Source organism: Nitrospirota bacterium (assembly GCA_004296885.1).
GTDB lineage: Bacteria > Nitrospirota > Nitrospiria > Nitrospirales > Nitrospiraceae > SYGV01.
Genome location: SCVN01000023.1, coordinates 542,259 through 563,688, shown reverse-complemented (window position 1 = coordinate 563,688; position 21,430 = coordinate 542,259). Strand labels below are relative to the sequence as shown.

Genomic DNA, 21,430 nt, shown 5'->3' with positions numbered 1-21,430 from the left:
CGCACGTGAGGACCGTCATGCGGCAGATGTTGTTTGCCACGTTCTTAATCCCCGGCACCAGCCAGCACCTTGAGCTGGTGCATCCGTACGATCGGTTTGATCGGTGCGGTGTCACGGGGGTCCGGGCCTTCCTCTATGCTCCGGATGGTCGCGACCTGGCGACGACCAACCTTCCATTAGACGACACGGTGGTGGATCTCGGAACGGTCCTGCCCGTGTGGGACGACAGCGCCATGGTCTTGACCGAGGTGACCTACGATCTCAAGGGAAAGCGGCACCCCTACGAGTACGGGTTCTTGTATCAGCCTGGTCCCGGCGCTTCGCCGATCCACTATCCGTTGGATGTCGCCCTCGGCTTGACGGATGCGATTACCTACCAGCCCAACTACGGGTACTTTCCGCTCGGCCCCCTTCCGCCTTGGCTGGGCATCCGGCTGTTTCTGGGGAATGTGTCCGAACATGCCGTGATTGAGCCTGAGGTGCGGGTGGTCACGACGAAGGAGGTGCGTCGGTTTGTCGTCTCCCTGCCGCCGCTGGCCCACCGGGTCGTGGATCTGCCGGATGATCCCGGCAACGACCCCTTGCGCTACTTGACCATCAGAGGTGACGCAAAGCCGGTCTGCTATGTGGCCGGCCTGGACCGGCGCACCGGGACCCTCACGTTTCTGGAACATCTGATGCAGACATTCAAGCCCAGCGAGGAAACGGGGGAACTGGGAGAACCAGCCGGAGCCGGAAGCGGTGCTCCGGGATGCGTGATGTAAAGAGACGCGGGGAAGGGGTGACGCGGTGAATGGGAGAGGGGGCGATCTCCGTGTCTCCGCGTCGCCGTGTCGTTTCGAGCGAAGTCGAAGGACGAGGATACTATGGCAAGAGACATGCTCTGCTACTGTCTGAACCTGACGTATGAAGACGTGAGGCAGCTGTGGAGGGAGGGGTATTTCAACCGGCCCTCCGAACACCACCCCGGCCTCTACTGCACGAGCTGCAAAGGCGACCTGGCTTGGTTTCTGGAAGTGTTGGCGCGGGAAGACCGGAAGGCGGGCCGGGCCGCTCAACCGGCATTGGCCCGTGTGGAAGGAAACTGATCGGGCCTGTCGGTTCCTGTCCGTTTGTGCAGGGAGATGAACGTTGTTTCCGGGAACGAAACAGGGGGTCAAGTTGTCAGGAAGAACCTCCGATAACAGCCTCGTTCGACAAGCTCCACGAAAGGGGGTGAAGGAGCGCAACGGTGCGAATGAGTCTGGCAAGCGGAACAACTAACTTGACGTTACCAGCACGGATGCGTTGGTAACCATACCCTTCAAGGAGGATTCGCAATGGCACTCACAGTCAATACCAATCTTTCCAGCATCAACGCGCAGCGGAACGTCGGCGTGTCCAACAGCGAGCTCTCCAGATCGTTGGAACGGCTGTCGTCCGGTCTGCGGATCAACCGGGCCGCCGACGACGCGGCCGGCCTGTCCATCGCAACCAAGCTGAATGCGCAGGTCCGTGGACTGCAGCAGGCGGCGCGCAATGCCAACAACGCGATCTCCCTGGTGCAGACGGCGGAAGGGTCCTTGAACACCAGCACCACCATTCTACAGCGGTTGCGTGAGTTGGCGGTGCAGTCGGCTTCCGACGACAACACGGCGGCCGACCGGACCACGCTGAACGCGGAAGCAGGGCAGTTGGTTTCAGAGTTGACCCGGGTGGCGAATACGGCGGAGTTCAACGGCGCCAACCTGTTGGACGGTTCCTACAGCGGCCGGGTGTTCCAGATCGGCGCGAACGCCAACCAGACCCTCGGCTTCGATATCAGCGATGCCCGGGCCAAGAGCCTCGGCACCCGCGCGACGTTGACGTCGTACCTGCAAGACGGCGCGTTCAACGGCCAGAGCGGGAACATCACGGCCGGTCAGGTGACCGTCAACGGCACGAACGTCGTGACCGACAGCGCGGACGACACCAACTCGGTCGTGGAGTTCACGGGGAACATCGCCTGCGGTGTCGCCAGCGTGACCAGCACGTCCAGCACGTTCCTGGTCGTGGGCAACGGCGCCACGACGGCGACCATCTTGGTGGGCGCCTACACTTCCACGACGGCGGCCTCGGGCGGATCGCTCACGGCCGGCGTGATCAACACGGTCAACACGAACCTGGCTCTGGCCAGCGTGGTGGGGGTCAGCCTCCGCGGCACGGGCGCGGCCGGTACCGGTTACGTGACCGTCTCGGTGAGCGGCGGGCGGAACCTCACGCTCTCCGGCTGCCAGGGCGCGGCCGGCACGGCTTTGGCCCTGATCCTCGGGTCGGAAATCGGGACCATCGCCAGCGGCTTCCTGGCGTCCAACACCGCGAGTGCGGTGGTGACACGGAACGGCGAGAGCTCGGCGATCGCCAAAGCCGCCGCGATCAACGCGGTGAAGAACACCACCCAGGTGTCGGCCACGGCCGATGCGAACGTCGTGACGGGCAGCGGGGCGATCACAGCCGTCACGCTGAGCGCCGGCGACTTCCGCATCAACGGCGTGGACATCGGCGCGGTGACGGTCACAGCCAGTGACGGCAACGGCGCCTTGACGTCGGCGATCAACGCCCAGACGAGCAGCACCGGCGTGTCGGCCTCCATCGACGCAGCCGGCAAGCTCAAGTTGACCGCGAAGGACGGCCGGAACATCACGGTGTCCAATAACGGGCTGAGCGCAGTGACCACCGCGCTGGGCTTGACGTTCACCAACAGCGCCAACGTGCAACGCGGGACGGTGACGCTGAACTCGAAGAGTGCGTTCACGATCGGCGGGACCACGGTCAGCCGTTTGGGGGCGGATTCCTCAGGCACCAACCTGACGGCCAGGACGGTGGCCGTGGACAGCACCAACAAGGTGAGCACGCTGGACATCTCGACGCAGTCGGGTGCCACGAACGCGATCCTTTCGATTGACGCGGCGATCGACCAGATCAGCGTCACGCGGTCGAGCATCGGCGCGGTCCAAAGCCGGATCACGCAGACGATCCAGACCCTGAACACCGCGGCCGAGAACCTCTCGGCTTCCGAATCGCGGATCAGGGACGCCGACTATGCGTTCGAGACGGCCCGGTTCACCAGGGCGCAGATCTTGACGCAGGCAGGCACGGCCATCTTGGCTCAGGCCAACCAAACCTCTCAGGTGGCTCTCCAGCTCCTGGGACGGTAAGCGGTGACGGAGGAGGGATTCCCGGGAGGGGATCCCTCCTCCCCACTCCGCAGCGAGAGTAGGTGCGTTATGAGCAATGACCTCCATCCAGTCGTAAACGGTGCCGGAGGGCTGCTGACGGCCTCTGCCCCGGACAGGACGTCGACCCATCCCGCCCCCGCATCCTCGCCGGTGGCGGCAACTTCCGGTGGAAGTGCCGCCGTCGAGGACGCGATCAGAGAAGCCAATCGGGCCTTGGCAGCCGCCTCGACGTCGTTCCGATTCGCCCATGACGATGAGACCAACCAGATCGTCGTGAGCGTGCTGGACGAAAATACGGGCAAGGTGATCCGGCAAGTCCCGTCGCCGGAGCAGTTGTCCATCGCCGCTCGTCTCCGTGCCGTGGCCGGCTTGTTTCTCAATCAACGGGTCTGATCTGACGGGTCACAGTAGGTCTGGGAGCATACATGGGGATTACTTCTTCAACCGGTCTGATCTCCGGGACCAAATACGACGACCTCATCGCGAACATTTTACAGCTTCAGCAGCGCCCGATCGACCTGTTGAACCAGAAAAAACAAGCGCTGACGGCGACCGGCGTCGAACTCAACAACTTAAGCGTGCAAATGTCCGGGCTCAAGGACAAGGCCGGTGCTCTGGCCGCTCTGGCCAATTTCAACAGCAATACGGTCTCGGTCACAAAGTCTTCCACGGGATTGGATCTGCTGTCGGCATCCGTCGCCACCTCCGCTTCTCCCGGGACCTATGCGGTCAAAGTCAACCAACTTGCGCAAGCGCAGGTGCTGGCGTCCCAAGGATTTGTGGACCAGAGCACGACCGCGGTCGCCGGCGCCGCCGGCACGTTCGCCTTTAAAGTGGGCGCGGCCGGCAAGACCACCAGCGTGGCGGTGACGACCTCCACGACCTTGACGCAGCTCCGGGATCTGATCAACGCGCAGACCGGGGACGCGACGGCCTCCATCCTGAGCGACGGGTCCGGCTCGAATCCCTATCGGTTGGTCCTGACCGCCAAGAACTCGGGTTCGGCCAATACGATCACGATCTCCAGCAACCCGACGAACCTGGATTTCGCCAACAAGCAAGTGGAAGCGGCCTATGCTGCGACGACGAATAGCTTCGCGGGCACGGTCTCGTCCAATTCCGGCAACAATTACACGGGCACCACAAATAAGAGTTTTTTGGTAAAAATCGTCGCTGGCGGCGCGGCCGGGGCCGCCACCTACAAATATTCGACGGACGGAGGCATCACCTACCTGGGGGCCAACGGGGCAACCTATAACGGGTCCAACGCGATCACAACCCAGGGCGCCCTCACGAACTACATCGACAGCGCGGCCGCTTCCAATTCGACGAACGAAGGGGTCCAGCTCGCCTTCGGGGCCGGCACCTTGGTTGCCGACGACACCTTTTCGGTGGATGTCTTCAATCCGACGCTGCAATCGGCCCAGGATGCGGTCGTGCAAGTGGGGAACCTGACATTCACGAAAGCCAGCAACACCGTCACCGATGCGATCCAGGGCGTCACGCTGAACCTTTTAAAGGCAGCCAGCAGCGAGACCGTTAATGTGACGGTCTCATCCGATACGAGCAACATCAAGACCAAAGTCAAAGATTTTATCTCCGGCTATAACACGGCGATCAAGTATCTGCAGGGGCAACTGTCGTACGACCCCAAAGGCAGCAGCGCCAAGCCGTTGTTGGGGGACAGCACGGCCCTCATGCTCCAACGGCGGCTTCAGAGCCTGATTACCTCGGTGGTCCCCGGCGCGAGCACGGACATCAACAGTCTCGGCAAGGTGGGCGTCAGCACCAACAAGACGACCGGGCAACTCACGCTGGACGAGTCGAAGTTCGACGCGGCCGTCGCCAAAAGCTTGCGGGATGTCACCAGGCTCTTCGTCGGACTGGGCGTGCCGAGCAACTCGCTGGTCCAATACGTCAGCAAGACCGCCGACACCCAACCGGGCGCCTATGCGGTCGAGGTCACCCAGGTGCCGACGAAGGCCACGATCACGGGCGGCAACACCGTCCCCGCCGGCGGAATCACGGCGGCCGAGACCATCACGGTGAGTCTCTATTCGAACGCGACTGTGTCGGGCGACACGCCTCTTGCCGCCAGCGCGACGTTCTCGGCGGGGAGCAAGATCAGCGACATTGTGAACGGGCTCAACAGCGCCTTCGCCACCAAGGGTATCGCCGCCAGCGCCTCCAACAACAGTGGCACGCTGCAGATTACCGCCACCAATTACGGTGACGACTACAAACTGGTGGCCTTCTCGACCGTGGCCGCAACCAATCAATCGGGGATCGGCGCGACCGCCCTCACTTCCCAAGGGGTGGACGTAGCCGGTCGCATCAACAGCCACAAGGCGACCGGGGCCGGCGAGGTACTGACCGCCGGCGGGGGGCTGGAAAGCGGCCTCAAGGTCAAGGCCCCGGTGACCACGGTCGGTTCTTACGGAACCGTCACGGTCTCGGCGGGCGTCTCGGACCGGGTGGCCAGCCTTCTTGACGTCACGACCAGGGTGAACGGGCCGATCCAGGCCAGGGTCAACGGGCTGACCGACAGCATTGCGCTGATAGACAAGGACGTCGCCAGGAAGAGCGCGGCGATCGACGAAGAGGGAAAACGGCTGCGCGACCAGTTCAACCGGCTGGAGAGCGTGCTGGGGCAGTTCCAAACCCAGAGCCAGGCGGTGAACAACTCGCTCTCGGCACTGCAGAATTTGGCGACCTCGATCAGTAAACGATAATCGCTCGCGATCATTGGTGCGAACGCCTCAGGAGGGATTCATGCTTGTTACGCACAAGATTCAGGTCTACCGCCAGAACCAGCTCCAACAGGCCTCGCCGATCGAACTGGTCGTGTTGCTCTACGACAAGGCGATCACGCGGCTGGGCGACGCCGCCCGGTTGGTTCAGGAAGGTCGGCTCGCGGACAAGGCCAAGGCGATCTGTCATGCGGTGGATATCATCACCGAGCTGCACGCCGTCCTGGACAAGGACCGGGGCGGAGAAATCGCGGCCAAACTGGACCAGCTCTACACCTACATGGTGCAGCAGCTCACCGTCGCCAATTACGAGAATGATCCCAAACCGATGGCGGAAGTGGCCCGTCTCTTGGAGGAGTTGCAGCAGGGATGGAAGGGGTTGGCGCAGCAGATGGCCGGCGGGGCGCAGCCGCCCGCCGGATACGTCAAGCCCGGCGTCCCCATGCGGCAGCTCAACAGCGTCGGCTAGCAGGATGGTGAAACCGTCAGCCGGCCGAGGAAGCCGGAGGAAGGCACAAGGATGTACCAGCAACAGCTTGAGAGCCCGTATCGGCGTTACCTTGACCTGTTGGATCGTGGCGCCAAAGCCATCGAACGGGAAGACCTCGAGGCGTTGGAAGCGGTGGCGGCGGCCTCGGCGCTGGTGCTCGCGGAGATGCGCGACGTCCTGGCGGATTTGGAGGCCCAGGCAGTCACGGGCGGGTTGGCCGGCGAGGAGGCCGCATTGGAATCGCTCGGCCTGTTGATGCGGGACGCGATCAATCGTTCGGAAAGAAACCAAGAAAGGATTACCGCCTGGAAGGCGCAGACGCAGGAGTGGCTCTGTACCGCCAAGGCAGGCAGCGTCGCCATGGCCGGCTACGCAGGCGTGGCGCTCCATGCCCAGGGGATGATGCATACCCAGGGCTAAGGTCTGGCACGCCGGTCCGTTCATGCCGACGTTCAAGGAAGCCCAACGTGAGTATTCAAGGCAGCGAGATTCATAATCTGGTCCGGACCTATCAGCGGGTGCTGAACCTGGACCACTCCGGTCCGTCCTCATCCGAGGGGGCTGCCTCCGAACAGGACGACCGGGTCTCCATTTCGTCTGAAGCCCGCAACCTGCAGCAAGGCCTCGGCAAGGTCGGTCAGAGCCAGGGCGCGACGTCAGCCCGACGATGACCGACTGTCAGCGGACCGACCGAACCGGCCGGTCGCTGACGCCGGATGATCCGTCTTTCACCCGGCAAATACTGCCTACGGACGGGCCGCTCCTGTCTAATCCCTCTTTCAACGACCCAGTTTAGACGTTCCGCGACTGGTTGTCGTCTTTCGTCTCACCTCCAAATGGTTCTGCGGCCGCTGGCCCACTCCTTGCTTTACTTTTCCGGCACAGGAAGAAGTTGCCGTAGTCGGTCCGCATCGTCACGGCGGTCCCGAATGGGGCGCCGCCATCGAGACGGAGGTTGCCCGTGAGCATACTTGATTCCCAGCGAGCCCGAGTGATGGTGATGAGCCCCACCGCGTCGGTCCGGAGGGCGTTTCAGGCTCGGGTGCAGGCCGCCGGCTACGACGTGTGGAGCGGGCCGGAGGGGAGCGCCTGCGACGTGGAAGCGGTGATCTGCCATCTCCCCGGATCGGGAATGGGGGCGCTCGCGCTCTTGCAGGATCTCCGAGATTCCCATTCCGATGCCTGCCTGATTGTGGCGGGGCGGGATCACGGAGCCGAGCGCACGGCGGCCTTGCTGCGGACCGGCGCCTTCGATTATCTGGCCACTCCCGTGCCGGACGGCCGGTTGGAAGAGGCGTTGCGCCAGGGGCTGGAGGTCCGTCGGTCCTTTCTGCAGGTCCGGGAACTGTCCGACAAGTTGCAGCAAGCCAACGAAGAGCTGGCCCGGGAACGGGACGGGTTGCGGCACTGGAACCAGAGTCTCGTGCTGGTCAACGATCTCAGCCAGAGTTTTGCCGGCACCCTGGATGCCGAGGAAATCGTGCAGATGGTCGGCCATCGGCTGACCCCTATGCTCGATCTTGACCTGCTGGGCGTCGGTTGGTGTGCGCCCCCGCGCGCATGGGTCCATGCCGCCCCGGCGACCGACTCGGCGACCATTCAGCGAGTGCAGGGTGTCTTGCTCGCCGGCGGATCCGGATCGGTCACGCGGACCCCGGAGGGGACGGTCGCAGGCGAGTCTGCCGTCGGGGGCGCGGTCTTGGAAGTGCCGCTCAGGGTGGCCCAGGAGCCGGTCGGGTTCCTGCGGCTCCAACGGGGATCACGCGAACCCTTCGAGCCGTACCATGTGGAACTCATCAAGGCCGTCACAACCTCGCTGGCGTTGGCCCTGCGGAATGCGGAGGCGCATCTGCAGGTCCAAAGCCAGGCGTTGACGGACGGGCTGACGAACCTGCTCAACCGGCGGGCCTTCACGAACATTCTGGCCCGTGAATTCCGCGAAGCCGAACGATACCAGACTCCGCTGTGCCTGATCATGCTGGACGTGGATCATTTCAAATCCGTGAACGACCGGTTCGGGCATCCGGTCGGAGATCGGCTTCTTCAGGATGTGGCCGGGTTGATCGGGCAGGCCATTCGGACGGTGGACATTGCCACGCGGTACGGGGGCGAGGAGTTTGCGATCATTCTGCCGCGGACCGACGTGGCTCAGGCCCAGGTGCTGGCCAATCGCATCCGCGAGCTGCTGGCGCAGCAGACGTTTCTCGCCGACGGCGCGCGCTTCGGCCTGACGGTCAGTATGGGGATCGCCCAGACGCCCAATCCGCAGATCGCCACGGTGGACGATCTCGTGGCGGCGGCCGACGAGGCGCTCTACCAGGCGAAGACGCGCGGACGGAACCGCGTCGAAACGAACCAGTCCGTCCGGAATGGGGCGGCGCAGACGATGGAGGGCCCAGTGTACAAGCGGGAAAAGGTCGGCGTCGGAAACGCCGGGGCCAGGTGCTGAGATGGCGCGCGTATCCTCAGCTGACACGCCACGGCTGCGCGAGACCCAGCCGGTCGAGGATGATCGGCGGGAGTTGCTGCGTATCGACGACCGGTTGCTCCTTGAGTACTGGCCGTTCGGCGAGGCGCCGGAATCAGGCGAACGCCGCTCCCTGCCGCAGGTGGACGAGGCCATTACGGCGTTCATTGCGCGCCCGACCACCGACCTGCTGGCCCGGGCCGCCGCGCAGGAGGCGGATCAGGCCACCGTGATCGAAGCGCGGCTTGCCCCCTGGCTGATGAAAGTGGATTGGGCGCTGGAGCTGATCCTGAAAACCGTGGCCCGCATGAGCCCGCAGGGGCTGGCCATTCCCTGCCTGACCGAGGTGAATATCAGCGGCGGCGGGATCTGCTTCGAGGCGCCGCGCCGGTTCGAGGGTGGCGCGCAACTGGAACTGCGGATCATCCTGCCGCCCTTCGTGCCCATCGCGACGGTGGCTGAAGTGGTGCGGGTGATTCCGGTTCGGCGCAGCCACTCCGATGCGGCGTCCCGCGGAGGCTCCGACCGGTTTTCGACGGCGGCGCGGTTCGCCTCGATCAACTCGGAGGGACGGGAGCGGCTCATCCGGCACATCCTGCACCTGCAGGCAGAGCGGCTGCGTGCGCGCCACATGGGTGCGGCATATGCACGAGGCGACGAGAGCTAGCGGCGGATGCGTCGTGCGTGAAACGTGGGCTCACGCATCACGCGGTCCAGCGGCATGGCTGTCTAGGCCCGTCCGCGGAGCTCCAACAGGAGCGCCTCCGCGAGGCGGTTGAAGGACTCGGCGGCAGGAGATAGGGGCGCATGGTCCACGACCGGGAGATAGCGGCGTACGGACCGTTCCACCGCTTCGTCTTCGGGAATCTCGCCGAGCATAGCCAAGTCCCCGCCGACGTAGGATTGCAGCAGGTTCTTGAGCTGCAGGGTGTTGATCCGCGAGCGTCCGGACATCCGATTCAGAATCAAGTAGGGACGGAACCCTTGCAGCATGTCCGCGGCTTGGGCCCGGCCCGCGTCGCCGGTCTTGCCCGCGGCCTCCAGCACTTCCTCGACGCTGGCGAAGTCGCGGTCGGACAGGACCTCGGCGATTTCATCCCGTGCGAGGAACGCCGACAGCACCCGCCGGATGGCGGCCAGCTTGATGAAGCGGTAGAGGTCCAGCACCGACGTGGGGTCGGCCGTGGCCACGGCGAGGTGGGCGTCGCCCATCAGGAAAAAATCCAGCGCATGATAGCTGGTGCCCGCGCCCACGTCCACGACGACGATGTCGGCGGGCAGGTCCTTCAGATGACGAATCAGGCGCTTTTTCTTTGCGAAGGGCATGTTGGCGGTGGCCAGCGTCTCTCCGGTTCCGGGCAGCAGGCGGAGGCCGGGATGGGCGTCGAGAGGTTGGGCCACGGCGTCGAGCGTCTCCACCCGCTTGGCGAGAAAATCGGTCAGGGTGCGGGACGGGTGGAACAGGCCGAAGAGGACGTGGAGGTTGGCGCCGCCGACGTCCAGATCGGCCAGCACGACCTGCTTGCCGTGTCGCGCCAAGAGCAGGGCCAGGTTCGACGCGACGACGCTCTTGCCCACGCCGCCCTTGCCGGACGCCACCGACACGATGATCGCCATGGCCGGGAGTGTACTACACCCGGGGAAAATTGTCCGCAGGAGAGTGTCTCCGGATCGGTCGCCGGCGTGGCTCAAGTTTCCCCGCCGGCTGTCCGATAACTCCATTCGATATGAATGACGCACTATTGACAGCAACCGACATGAGCCAGGACACACGCTCGGGGGCCGAGCACGAGATTTTGACCGTGCTTGACGTCGCCCGGTTTCTGCGGGTTCCCAAGTCCACGGTCTACAAATTGGCCAGGCTGGGCGAACTGCCGGCTTCCAAAATCGGGAAGCACTGGCGGTTTCAGCGCAGGGATATCCAGCAGTGGGTCCACAGCCGCTCGAACCAGCTCTTGATCGGTTAACTGGGCCGTGGCGGAAGGCCTCGGACGTAGACCCACGGCTGGACTTGGGCCGGCCGGCGGATGGGGCCCGGGGTCTGTCCGTCTCGTGAAGGAAATAGCACCATGCAGTTGAGCCCCGACACCTTCAAGCAGCTCCGGGATCTGATCTACGAACGGAGCGGGATGTATTTTCAGGACAACAAGAAATACATCCTGGAGGGACGGTTGCAGTCTCGGCTGCGCGAGCGACACTGCCGATCCTACGAAGACTACTACAATCTCTTGAAATTCGACGCCTGGCGGGACAGCGAGCTGACGGCCCTGTTCGACTTGATCACGACGAACGAAACCTTTTTCTATCGGGACGTGCCCCAATTGCACGCGTTCAACGACACGATCGTGCCGGCCATTATGGAGGCGAACCGAGAGGCGTCGAAGCTCCGGATCTGGAGCGCCGCCTGCTCCACGGGGGACGAGCCCTACACGTTGGCCATGATGCTGCTGGAGCGGCCGGCGTTGGCCAACTGGTCGATCGAAATTCTGGGCAGCGACATCAGCGAGACCGTTCTGAGCCATGCCCGCCGAGGCGCCTACAGTGCCCACTCGGTGCGCAACATTCCGCCGGATCTCCTCAAGAAATACTTTGCTCTCGAGGGCAGTCAGTACGTGCTGTCCCCCAAGGCCAAGCAACTCGTCAAATTCATGAACGTCAATCTCTACGACCAGGCGCGCCTGAAGATGCTGCGGGGGATGGATGTGATCTTCTGCCGGAACTGCCTGATTTACTTCGACGACAAGGCCAAGCAAAAGATCGTGGCCAGCCTGTATGACTGCTTGCGGCCGAACGGCTATCTGGTTATCGGGTTCTCGGAGTCCATGCACGCGGTTTCGAGCGCCTTCAAAACGATGCACGCGCATCGGACGGTGCTGTACCAGAAAGCCTGACGGAAGGGCTGCCGGGCGGCGGTTTCGAGGGTGGGCAGGTGGGTTCTACTCATGTTCTTGCGCGGAACTGCCGACAAGAGCGGCAGAACGGATCGGCGACGGAGCCGGGCTGCCCGGCCGGCCGACTCAACAGGAATGTCACCGTGGCGCGAATCATCGGCGCATTTGAATGGGTGTAAGGAGGAGGGGAGTCCATGCCGGCTGATCCCAATATGAAAATCATGGTGGTGGACGATATGTCCACGATGCGTCGCATCGTCAAAAACGTCTTGAAGCAGCTCGGGTTCACCAATGTCGAGGAAGCCGAGAACGGGAAGGAAGCCCTCGAGAAGCTCAAGGGGGAGCCCTACGGTTTCGTCGTGTCCGACTGGAACATGCCGGTCATGACGGGGATCGACATGCTCCGGGCGATCCGCGCCGACGAGGCGCTCAAGCAGATTCCGGTCCTGATGGTGACCGCGGAAGCGCAGAAAGAGAACATCATCGAGGCGGTGCAGGCCGGCGTCAGCAACTACATCGTCAAGCCGTTTACGGCCGAGGCGCTGCAAGACAAGATGGCGAAGATCTTCAAATAGGCAATCATACTCGGCGTGCAGCCGTCGGCCGACGCTCGGCGTCGATCGTTTCCGTGAGCAGGAGGCCATCGTGAATGAAGAGAGTCAGGATTTGTACCGCAAGGTGGTGGAGGTCAGCCGGTTCATCAATGCCACCGTCCGGACGGTGTCGGACATGGAGGCGGCGGCGGTGCCGTCCTTCGGAAACCTGCCGCAAGTGTCCGCGCAGCTCTCGGACCTGACGAAGTTGACCGAGGAAGGAACCCATCAGGTGATGGAGTTGACCGAGGAGATGCAGGATGGGCGGGCGGAAGCGACCAAGTTGCTGGATCAACTCGCCGGGCTGGCCCTGCAGGCCAAGTTGGACGCCGGCATTGCGGACCGGATCGCTTCGATCAAACGGCTGTTGGTGGCCGACGATAAGCGGCTGCTTGACATCATGACGGCCCTGTCTTTTCAGGATCTCGTCGGCCAGCGGGTCAAGAAAATTCTGGTCATTCTCGACGATGTGCAACGACGGCTGCTGGAGATGATCGTGGTGTTCGGTTGCAAGCAGGAGGGGGAGCGGCGCGCCGAGGATAACCGGGCCGGACAGATGCTCAAAGAGCTGGAAGCGTCCCGGACGACCGCGCTCAAGCAGGATCTGGTGGACGACATTCTCGGCGAGTGCGGATTCAATTGAATGCAATCCGAGGAGTCGTCCTCGCTGAAAGCTGATCGCTGAAGGCTGTGACCGGGGGGAGACCATGGAAGACGAAATGATAGAGATCCGCAACGACTTTCTTGCGGAGACCCAGGAGATGCTCGAACTGCTCGATCAGCGGTTCATCACCTTGGAAACCGACCCCGGCAACAAGGATCTCCTGAACGAGATCTTCCGGGCCATGCACAGCATGAAGGGGTCCGCCGGGTTCCTGGGCTTCACCCGGCTGGTGGACGTGACCCACCGGGCGGAAAGCATCCTGAACAAGCTGCGTCAGGGCGACATGACGGTCACGCCGGGCGTGATCAACGTCATTCTCGAGACCATCGACGTCGTGAAGCTGCTCATGGCGGACATCCGGGAGTCCGGAACCGACCAGCATGTGGAAACCGATGCGATGTCGAACAAGCTGGACCTGGTGCTGAGCCTCGACGCCGATCCGGTCCTGAACGCGTCTCCGGCGAAGGCCGAAGCCAAGCCCAACGCCCCGTCCGCTCCGTCGGTGGAGCCCGGCGCTCTGTCGAAGCCGCCGACGCCCTCCCGGCTCGGCGAGATCCTGATCGAACAGGGGGCGGTGTCCAAGGAGCAGGTGATCGAGGCGCTGGACAAGCAGGAGACCAAGGTCCCCCTCGGCGAGATCCTCGTCAAGATGGAGGCGGTCAACGAACAAACGCTGGACGCGGCGTTACAGAAGCAGCAGCAGGAGAAGCCGGCCAAGCGGCCCGAGGAAGACCAGACGATCCGGGTCGAGACGAAGCGGCTGGATCAGGTCATGAACCTGGTCGGCGAACTGGTGCTGGGCCGCAACCGCATGATGAAAATCGGCGGCGAGTTGGAGGAGATCCACGAGAACGATCCGAAAGTCCGGGAACTCTCCGAGACCCTCGCCCAGCTGAATCTGGTGACGACCGACCTGCAGCTGGCCGTCATGAAGACCCGCATGTTGCCGATCCGCAAGGCCTTGGCCAAGTTCCCGCGTATGGTGCGGGACTTGTCGCAGAAGATCGGCAAGCAGGTCCGGCTGGAACTGCACGGGGAAGAAACCGAGTTGGACAAGTCGGTGGCCGACGAAATCGGTGATCCGCTGGTCCATCTGGTGCGCAACGCCATCGATCACGGGATCGAGCCGCCGGCCGATCGCATGGCGGCCGGCAAGTCCGGCGAAGGGGTGGTGCGGATTGCGGCCAGCCAGGAAGGGAACAGCATCGTCATCCGCATCGAGGACGACGGTCGCGGCATGCAGGTAGAAAAGATCAAGGCCAAAGCCTTGGCCAAAGGCCTGGTCGGCGAAGCCGAACTCGCCACCATGGAGCCGCGCGAGGTGTTGAATCTGATTTTTCTGCCGGGCTTCAGCACGGCCGATCAGGTGTCGGATATCTCCGGGCGCGGCGTCGGGATGGATGTCGTCCGGACCAATATCCGCAAGATCAACGGGACGGTGGAGTTGGCCTCCGAAGCGGGCAAGGGAAGCCTGGTGACGATCAAGCTGCCGTTGACGATCGCCATCATCCAAGCCCTGCTGGTGGAGGTGGATCGGGCGATTTTTGCGATTCCGCTCGGGTCGGTGCTCGAGGCGGTCAAGATCACCAAGGATGACGTCAAAACGATCAATGGCCGCGAGGTGCTGAATCTGCGCGAACGGGTGCTGCCCCTCTTCCGCATGGCGGAGGAATTTCAGATGCCCGGCGATCCGAATTTGGACAAGTTCTACGTGGTGGTGGTGGGGGTCGGCGACCGGCAGATCGGCGTCGTCGTGGACCGGCTCCGTTCCCAGGAAGAAGTGGTCATCAAGTCCATGTGGGACTATCTGGCCGCCATCAAGGGCATTGCCGGCGCGACGATCACGGGGGAAGGCAAGGTGGTCCTGATCCTGGACATCGGCGAGCTCGTGCAAAACGTGCGCAGTTGTTGAAACGTTTGGAGGCTCGAGGAGAGCGGCTATGTCGACACTCATCAAGGAAGTAGATGCCCGGACCAGGCTGGCCGGGGCCAACCGGATGGAACTGCTCCTCTTTTTCCTGGGAGGCGAGGAAGTCTTCGGGATCAACGTCTTCAAAGTGCGGGAAGTCATGAAGTTGCCCCCCTTGACGAAAGTGCCGGAGACGGATGAGCGCATCGAAGGGATGGCCAATCTCCGGGGCAAGACGGTTCCCGTGGTGAACCTCGTGTCGGCGCTGAAGATCGACCTGGGCGAAGGGCCTGGTCTCTCGGCCGACTCGGGCAATCTCATCGTCGCCGAGTACAACCAGACGCTGCAGGGGTTGCACGTGGCCGGGGTGGATCGAATCATCCGGGTGTCCTGGGACCAGGTCAAGCCGCCGCCGCCGTTGATGCGCCATGTGGGCGGCGGCGGAGCGGTCACCGCCGTGACGACGCTGGAGGACGGGCGGATGGTTCTCATTTTGGACGTGGAGAAGGTGCTGAGCGACATCTGTCCGCGGCCGGACGAAGAGGTCTTCGCCGGGGTTGCGGCAAAAACCGACCTGAAAGCCAGGCACGTGATGTTCGCGGACGATTCCCTGGTCGCCCGCACACAGATCCGCAAGACGTTGGAGCGGCTCGGCATGTCGTTTCACCAAGCCACGACCGGCCGCGAGGCCTGGACGCAATTGGCCGCCCTGGCGGACAAGGCGCAGGCCGAGGGGAAGTCGGTCCGGGACGAGGTCCATCTGATTCTGAGCGATATTGAAATGCCCGAGATGGACGGGTTCGCGCTGACCAAGCAGGTCCGCTCCGATCACCGCTTCGCCGGCATCCCGATCATCCTGCATTCCTCGCTGACCGGGGTCTGCAACGAAGAGAAGGGGAAAAGCGTCGGGGCGACGGATTACGTGACCAAGTTCGATCCCAAGATTCTGACGGAAAAAATTCTCAAGTATCTCGATGCTTGAGGGGACACGACCATGAGCCAGGCGCCGATCAAAGTTCTGGTGGTGGACGATTCCACCTTCATGCGCAAGACGATCAGCACCATGCTGAGCAGCGATCCGCGCATGACCGTGGTCGGCATGGCCCGGGACGGGGAGGAAGCCATCCGGCAGGTCGGGACGTTGCACCCGGACGTGGTGACGCTGGACGTCGAGATGCCGGGGATGAACGGGCTGGAGGCGCTCAAAAAGATCATGGAGATCAGGCCGCTCCCCGTCATCATGGTCAGCTCCCTGACCGAGGAGGGGGCGAAGGAAACTCTGAAAGCCCTGGAACTGGGCGCGGTGGATTATCTGCCCAAGCAACTGGACGGGGTCTCGACGAATATCGTGGCGATCCAGCAGGAGTTGATCGCCAAAATCATCGCGGCGGCCGGTTCGGCGGGCAAGATTGCCAGGCCCAACGGCAGCCGGCCGAAGCCCCTGCCGCTGCCGACGCTCACGCAATCGGCCCTCAGCGTGATGCGGGGCAACAAGATCGTCGCCATCGGCTGTTCGACCGGGGGACCGAAGGCGCTCCAGGATGTCCTGCCCCTGTTCCCGAAAGATTTTCCGGCCGGCATCCTGGTCGTCCAGCACATGCCGAAATACTTTACCAAGCCCTTCGCGGAGCGGATGAACCAGCTCTGCCAGATCGAGGTGCGTGAGGCGGAGGACGGCCAGGTGGTCGCCCCCGGGGTCGCCTTGATGGCGCCGGGCGGCTTGCAGATGCGGGTGGCCCGGCGGAGCGCGCTCGATGTGTCGATCACCCTGGCGCCCAACCGAGAAAACCATCTCCACGCGCCTTCCGTGGACATCATGATGCAGTCGGTGGCCGAGATCTATTCGGGGCGCGGGATCGGCGTCATCCTGACCGGCATGGGCCACGACGGGCTGGAGGGGATGAAGGCCATCAAGGGGGCCAAGGGCCGGACGGTGGCCCAGGACGAGGCGACTTGCGTGGTCTACGGCATGCCCAAGGCGGTGGTGGACGGAGGCTATGCGGACAAGGTCGTGCCTCTGTCTCACGTCGCGGGCGAAGTGATGAACATGATTTAGGGAGTCTCGAGGGAGCATCTCAATCGTCACAGGCGTCACAGGAGGTGCGGGGCACGGAGCCGCCGCACAATACCAAGGAGGGGGGAGTGCCATGTTGCAGCAAATGAAAATCGGACCGAAGTTTCTCATGTTGATCACGGGCGTCGGGCTCGTGGTCATGGCCATCGGCCTGTGGGTGACCTACCAGCAAAACCAAGTCCAACTGTTGGGGATGCTGGAGATGCGTGGCAAAGTCGTGCAGGCGCAGATGGAAGCCACCCGCGCCTACATTACCAAGAACTATGTGGCCAAGGTCAAGGCTATGCCCAAGAGCGAGATGGTCGTGGTCAAGGACCATGCGGACAATCCCAAGGCGGTGCCGCTGCCGGCCACGGCCATGAGGGAAATCGGCGAGATACTGGGCAAGGACGGGATCTTGACGGCACGCATGGTGAGCGCGACCCCGCTGAATCCGAGCAATGCGCCCAAGGACGGCTTCGAGGAAGCGGCGATGAGGGCCATTATGGGCGGAGCCGAATCCTATGCGCGGGTGGAAGAGCAGAACGGAGAGCCCTTCTACCGCCGCGCGACCCCGGACAAGGCCCAGGTGGCCGCCTGCATCGGCTGCCATACGGACAAGAAAATCGGGGATACGCTGGGCATATTGTCGGTGTCCTTCCCGATGGTCAAGGCGAAACAATTTGCGCAGGATTCCTTTGTCAAGAGTGCGATGGTCCTCATCGGCATGATCCTGGCCATCCTGGCCGCGATGTACGGCCTCTTGCGCGTGGTTGTGCTGAAGCCCCTGCATCAGATGACGGCGATCACGCACGACATTGCCGAGGGCGAAGGCGATTTGACCAAGCGGGTGCCGGTGGCCGGGAAGGATGAGATCAACGAACTGGCCGGCTGGATGAACCTGTTCATCGAGAAATTGCAGGGGATGATCGGGAAAGTCGCCCATGTGACGGACAAGGTGGCGGCCGCGTCCGTTCAACTGTCCGCCACCTCCGAGGAGATGGCCAAGGGGGCCGACGGCTTGACGGCGCGGACGGCCCAGACCGCAGCCGCGGTGGAGGAAATGAACGCGACCGTCGGCGAGGTGGCCCAGAACTCCGGCAAGGCGGCCTCGATCGCCCAGGAAGCGGTGGAAACGGCCAAGAGCGGCAAGGACGTCGTGCAGGAGACGATTTCGGGGATGCAGCAGCTCTCCGACGCCGTGTCCCAGTCGGCGACGATCATCGCGACGCTCGGCAAATCGTCGGATCAGATCGGGGAGATCGTGCGGGTCATCGAGGACATCGCGGACCAGACCAACTTGCTGGCGTTGAATGCCGCGATTGAAGCGGCCCGGGCCGGCGAACAGGGCCGCGGGTTCGCGGTCGTCGCCGACGAGGTCCGGAAGCTGGCCGAGCGGACGACCAAAGCCACGAAGGAAATCGGCGACATGATCCGCCACATCCAACAGGACACCAAGGGGGCGGTGGCCTCGATGGACGAGGGGACGCAAAAGGTCAACAGCGGGGTCGATCTCGTCAACAAGACCGGCGAATCCCTGGCCACCATCGCCGAACGGGTGACGCAGACGGCGGACATGATCCGGCTGATCGCGGTCGCGGCGGAAGAGCAGTCCGTGGCCACTCAGCAGATCTCCGGCGATCTGGAGAACGTCGCCAAGGTCAGCAAGGAGTCGGCCGGCGGAGCCACGGAGTCGGCCAAGGCCAGCCAGGATCTCAGCGTGCTGGCGACGGAGCTGCAGACCATCGTCGGCGGGTTCAAAATCGCCGGCTCGGACAAGCGCAGGGGGTAAGGGGATGATCACCCAGAAGACCGATCCGGCGAGAGCCAGCGATGTCTATAACACCGCGTCCGCCGAACACGAAGCAAGCACGGAGGAGTTTTCCCAGTTCGTCACCTGCCACGTGGACGGGGAGGAATTTGCGGTGGATATCCTGAGCGTTCAGGAGATCATCCGCATGGTCGAGATTACCAGAGTCCCCAAATCCCCGTCTTTCGTGGAAGGGGTCATCAACCTGCGCGGCCGCATCATCCCGGTGCTGGATCTGCGCCGGCGTCTGGGCGTACCGGAGGCGGCGCGGACGGCCCAGTCGCGCATCGTGGTGGTGATGGTGCGCGGGCGGGTGGTCGGTCTGGTCGTGGACTCGGTCTCGGAGGTGTTGCGGATTCCCAAGAGCGCCATGGAGCCGGCGCCGTCGCTGGGCGCGACCGTCGGCGCCGAGTTCATCCAAGGCGTCGGCCGGCTTGAGGACCGGCTGCTGACGCTCTTGGACCTGAAACGGCTCCTCTTGCCCACCGATGGGGCGGTGTCGGAAGCGGCCTGAAGGGGGTTCCGCGGGCGGAGTTAGGCGCCCAGCTCGGGGAGCCGGGGCGGCTCTTGGCCGTGCGGGAGGACGGCGCTGCGTCGTTCGACCAGCAACCGCTCCAGCACGCCGAGCGAATCGTTCAGCAGGTCGGATGCGCAGCCCAGTGTGACCTGGAACTGCTGCATGGCTTCCTGCAGCCGTCCTTCCTCCTGCAGAGACTGGAAGCGACGGTGCTGTTCCTCGAGAATCGCCTGCTTGGCGTCCAGCATCAGGCTGTCTGCCGGTGTCATGGAGCCTCCATACGTTGCGGGTGAACCGACGAGGCACTTCTTGCCTAGCCTATATCAGAGATTTTTCAGGCGTGCAAGCGGGGAAAGTGAAGCCCGGCTTGGTTCGCGCCGTTGCTGCCGGTTTGTGTCGGATCGTGCCTGTTAGGAGCGACGCGTCATGGACATTATGACCTTCGTCGGGATCGCGCTTGCGCTCGGCTCGATCATCGGCGGCCAGGCGCTGGAAGGCGGACACCTCGGCTCCATCATGCAGCTGACCGCCTTCATCATCGTGATGGGGGGCACCATCGGGGCGATCTGCGTCCAGAATCCCCTGTCCGTGGTGATCAAGGGCGTGACCTCGCTGTCCCTCGCGCTGTTCGATCCCAAGAGCCATGCCAAGGAGCACATCGCCCAGATCGTGGACCTGGCGAATATCTCGCGCAAGCAAGGGCTGCTGGCGCTGGAGGGCAAGCTGAAAGACATCAAGGACCCGCTCTTCCGAAAGGGCGTGCAGATGATCGTGGACGGGACCGATGCCAAGGTGATGCAGGGCATGCTTGAGCTCGAGGTGGAGCATGAGGAGGAGGAGGGGGTGACCGCGGCCAAGGTGTGGGAGGCAGCCGGTGGCTACGCCCCGACGGTCGGGATTCTCGGCGCCGTGCTCGGGTTGATCCATGTGATGGAAAACCTGGCCGACCCCTCGAAGCTGGGCGGCGGCATCGCGGTTGCCTTCGTGGCGACCGTCTACGGGGTCGGCGCGGCCAACCTGTTCTTTTTGCCGCTCGCCAACAAGATCAAATTGAAAATCAAGGGCACGACCACGGCGCGTACGATGATGATCGAGGGGCTCGTCGGGCTGGCGCAGGGCGAGAATCCCCGCATGCTGCAGGAGAAGCTGGAAGGCTATCTGCCGCACAGCGAGCGTGCCGTCGAGAAAAAGAAGTGAGCAGCCGTCAGCCCTCAGCTTTCAGCATGAATTTCGAAGCAACGAGCTGAGAGCTGAATGCCGACCGCTTACTTTCCGCCATGGCGAAGAAGCACAAACACGAAGAGCATGAGAACCACGAGCGGTGGCTGGTCTCCTACGCCGACTTCATCACGCTCCTCTTCGCCTTTTTCGTCGTGATGTATTCCGTCTCCTCGGTCAACGAGGGGAAGTACCGGGCGGTCAGCGAGTCCATCCAGGCCGCGTTGCGCCCGGTGACTTCGCCGCCGGTCTCGTCCCATCGCATCGACGTCGGCGACTATAAGTCTTCCCTCATTCCGGTGGCCGGCCCCAAGACTTCCTTCGTCAAAAAACTCGAACTCGCCATCTCCAAGTTGCAAGGCCCGGGGCATCCGATTACCGTCAAGCCGATCCCGGGGTTGTTGTCCACCGACAAGGGGGTTCTTCTGACGATTGCCGACAGCACGCTGTTCGAAAGCGGCCGCGCCGACATTCGTCCGGAAGCCCTGCCATTCCTGGAGGCTCTCGCAGAGGTCTTCTCCCACAGCGAGGTCGGGGTGAAGACGACGCACGTGAAGGTGGAGGGACATACGGACAACGTGCCCATTCAAACGGCGCAGTTTCCCTCCAACTGGGAATTGTCGTCCGTTCGCGCGGTCATGGTGGTCCGCGTGCTGACCGAGATGTATCAGGTCAAGCCCGAACTGTTTGAGGCGACCGGCTTCGGCGAGTTCAAGCCGGTCGCCGACAACCTGACGCCGGAGAGCCGCGCCAAAAACCGGCGCGTGGAGTTGACCGTCTTTACGGAATCGTCTGTCCCGAACGCGCCGCCCGCGTCTCCTGGTTTACCCTGAGTCCTTCCGCAGGTCCGCGCACTTGACAAATCATCCGC

23 protein-coding genes are annotated in these 21,430 nt (G+C 63.2%); 21 read left to right on the top strand and 2 right to left on the bottom strand.

From position 1 onward, the window contains the following. Positions 1-17: 17 nt before the first annotated feature. The 10 genes from EPO61_15780 (at position 18) to EPO61_15735 (ending at position 9,571) form a co-directional block, all read left to right on the top strand. A complete protein-coding gene (locus tag EPO61_15780; GenBank protein TAJ07412.1) occupies positions 18-764 on the top strand; it encodes a hypothetical protein in 747 nt (248 codons plus the stop codon). A 102-nt stretch (positions 765-866) separates the two neighbouring features. Next, positions 867-1,088, top strand: coding sequence for a hypothetical protein (locus tag EPO61_15775; GenBank protein ID TAJ07411.1), 222 nt, complete (start codon positions 867-869; stop codon positions 1,086-1,088). A 231-nt stretch (positions 1,089-1,319) separates the two neighbouring features. After that, positions 1,320-3,176, top strand: coding sequence for a hypothetical protein (locus EPO61_15770; GenBank protein TAJ07410.1), 1,857 nt, complete (start codon positions 1,320-1,322; stop codon positions 3,174-3,176). A gap of 69 nt (positions 3,177-3,245) precedes the next feature. After that, positions 3,246-3,590, top strand: a complete 345-nt coding sequence (locus tag EPO61_15765; GenBank protein TAJ07409.1) for a flagellar protein FlaG — start codon at positions 3,246-3,248, stop codon at positions 3,588-3,590. Positions 3,591-3,622: 32 nt separating this feature from the next. Further along, on the top strand, positions 3,623-5,929 hold the full coding sequence (locus EPO61_15760; GenBank protein TAJ07408.1) for a hypothetical protein: 2,307 nt from the start codon (positions 3,623-3,625) through the stop codon (positions 5,927-5,929). A 40-nt stretch (positions 5,930-5,969) separates the two neighbouring features. Next, the gene (gene fliS, locus EPO61_15755; GenBank protein ID TAJ07407.1) at positions 5,970-6,416 is read left to right on the top strand and encodes a flagellar export chaperone FliS; all 447 of its coding nucleotides are present in this window, start codon (positions 5,970-5,972) and stop codon (positions 6,414-6,416) included. 51 nt (positions 6,417-6,467) lie between these two features. After that, on the top strand, positions 6,468-6,857 hold the full coding sequence (locus EPO61_15750) for a hypothetical protein (GenBank protein TAJ07406.1): 390 nt from the start codon (positions 6,468-6,470) through the stop codon (positions 6,855-6,857). A 47-nt stretch (positions 6,858-6,904) separates the two neighbouring features. Beyond that, the gene (locus tag EPO61_15745; GenBank protein ID TAJ07405.1) at positions 6,905-7,108 is read left to right on the top strand and encodes a hypothetical protein; all 204 of its coding nucleotides are present in this window, start codon (positions 6,905-6,907) and stop codon (positions 7,106-7,108) included. A 290-nt stretch (positions 7,109-7,398) separates the two neighbouring features. Then, entirely contained in the window at positions 7,399-8,886 is a 1,488-nt protein-coding gene (locus EPO61_15740) for a diguanylate cyclase (protein TAJ07404.1), read from the top strand. Continuing rightward, entirely contained in the window at positions 8,807-9,571 is a 765-nt protein-coding gene (locus tag EPO61_15735) for a PilZ domain-containing protein (GenBank protein ID TAJ07403.1), read from the top strand. Before EPO61_15740 ends, EPO61_15735 begins: the two co-directional genes overlap by 80 nt. A gap of 62 nt (positions 9,572-9,633) precedes the next feature. Here the strand turns inward: EPO61_15735 and EPO61_15730 are convergent, their stop codons facing one another. After that, positions 9,634-10,626 carry a MinD/ParA family protein gene (locus tag EPO61_15730; GenBank protein TAJ07402.1) on the bottom strand — a complete coding sequence of 331 codons (993 nt, stop codon included), beginning with the start codon at positions 10,624-10,626 and terminating at the stop codon, positions 9,634-9,636. A 35-nt stretch (positions 10,627-10,661) separates the two neighbouring features. Between EPO61_15730 and EPO61_15725 the strand changes: the two genes are divergently transcribed. The 9 genes from EPO61_15725 to EPO61_15685 all read left to right on the top strand — a co-directional run bounded on the left by EPO61_15725 (position 10,662) and on the right by EPO61_15685 (position 19,338). Next, positions 10,662-10,871, top strand: a complete 210-nt coding sequence (locus EPO61_15725; GenBank protein ID TAJ07401.1) for a DNA-binding protein — start codon at positions 10,662-10,664, stop codon at positions 10,869-10,871. Positions 10,872-10,931: 60 nt separating this feature from the next. After that, positions 10,932-11,795 carry a protein-glutamate O-methyltransferase CheR gene (locus EPO61_15720; GenBank protein TAJ07400.1) on the top strand — a complete coding sequence of 288 codons (864 nt, stop codon included), beginning with the start codon at positions 10,932-10,934 and terminating at the stop codon, positions 11,793-11,795. Positions 11,796-12,007: 212 nt separating this feature from the next. Further along, a complete protein-coding gene (locus EPO61_15715; GenBank protein ID TAJ07455.1) occupies positions 12,008-12,370 on the top strand; it encodes a response regulator in 363 nt (120 codons plus the stop codon). Positions 12,371-12,437: 67 nt separating this feature from the next. After that, positions 12,438-13,031, top strand: a complete 594-nt coding sequence (locus EPO61_15710; protein ID TAJ07399.1) for a hypothetical protein — start codon at positions 12,438-12,440, stop codon at positions 13,029-13,031. Positions 13,032-13,095: 64 nt separating this feature from the next. Beyond that, the gene (locus EPO61_15705; GenBank protein ID TAJ07398.1) at positions 13,096-14,964 is read left to right on the top strand and encodes a chemotaxis protein CheA; all 1,869 of its coding nucleotides are present in this window, start codon (positions 13,096-13,098) and stop codon (positions 14,962-14,964) included. Positions 14,965-14,992: 28 nt separating this feature from the next. After that, the gene (locus EPO61_15700; GenBank protein TAJ07397.1) at positions 14,993-15,943 is read left to right on the top strand and encodes a chemotaxis signal transduction protein CheV; all 951 of its coding nucleotides are present in this window, start codon (positions 14,993-14,995) and stop codon (positions 15,941-15,943) included. 12 nt (positions 15,944-15,955) lie between these two features. Beyond that, entirely contained in the window at positions 15,956-17,017 is a 1,062-nt protein-coding gene (locus EPO61_15695; protein TAJ07396.1) for a chemotaxis response regulator protein-glutamate methylesterase, read from the top strand. A 91-nt stretch (positions 17,018-17,108) separates the two neighbouring features. Further along, positions 17,109-18,806, top strand: coding sequence for a methyl-accepting chemotaxis protein (locus tag EPO61_15690; protein TAJ07395.1), 1,698 nt, complete (start codon positions 17,109-17,111; stop codon positions 18,804-18,806). Between the two features lie 4 nt (positions 18,807-18,810). Then, complete coding sequence (locus EPO61_15685; protein TAJ07394.1) at positions 18,811-19,338, top strand: chemotaxis protein CheW; 528 nt, start codon at positions 18,811-18,813, stop codon at positions 19,336-19,338. Positions 19,339-19,358: 20 nt separating this feature from the next. Here the strand turns inward: EPO61_15685 and EPO61_15680 are convergent, their stop codons facing one another. Next, positions 19,359-19,610, bottom strand: a complete 252-nt coding sequence (locus EPO61_15680; protein ID TAJ07393.1) for a hypothetical protein — start codon at positions 19,608-19,610, stop codon at positions 19,359-19,361. A gap of 157 nt (positions 19,611-19,767) precedes the next feature. Here EPO61_15680 and EPO61_15675 point away from each other — a divergent pair, with 157 nt between their 5' ends. Together EPO61_15675 and EPO61_15670 are read left to right on the top strand one after the other, a co-directional pair. Then, on the top strand, positions 19,768-20,538 hold the full coding sequence (locus tag EPO61_15675) for a flagellar motor protein (GenBank protein TAJ07392.1): 771 nt from the start codon (positions 19,768-19,770) through the stop codon (positions 20,536-20,538). An 80-nt stretch (positions 20,539-20,618) separates the two neighbouring features. After that, entirely contained in the window at positions 20,619-21,392 is a 774-nt protein-coding gene (locus EPO61_15670) for a flagellar motor protein (protein TAJ07391.1), read from the top strand. Positions 21,393-21,430: the final 38 nt, after the last annotated feature.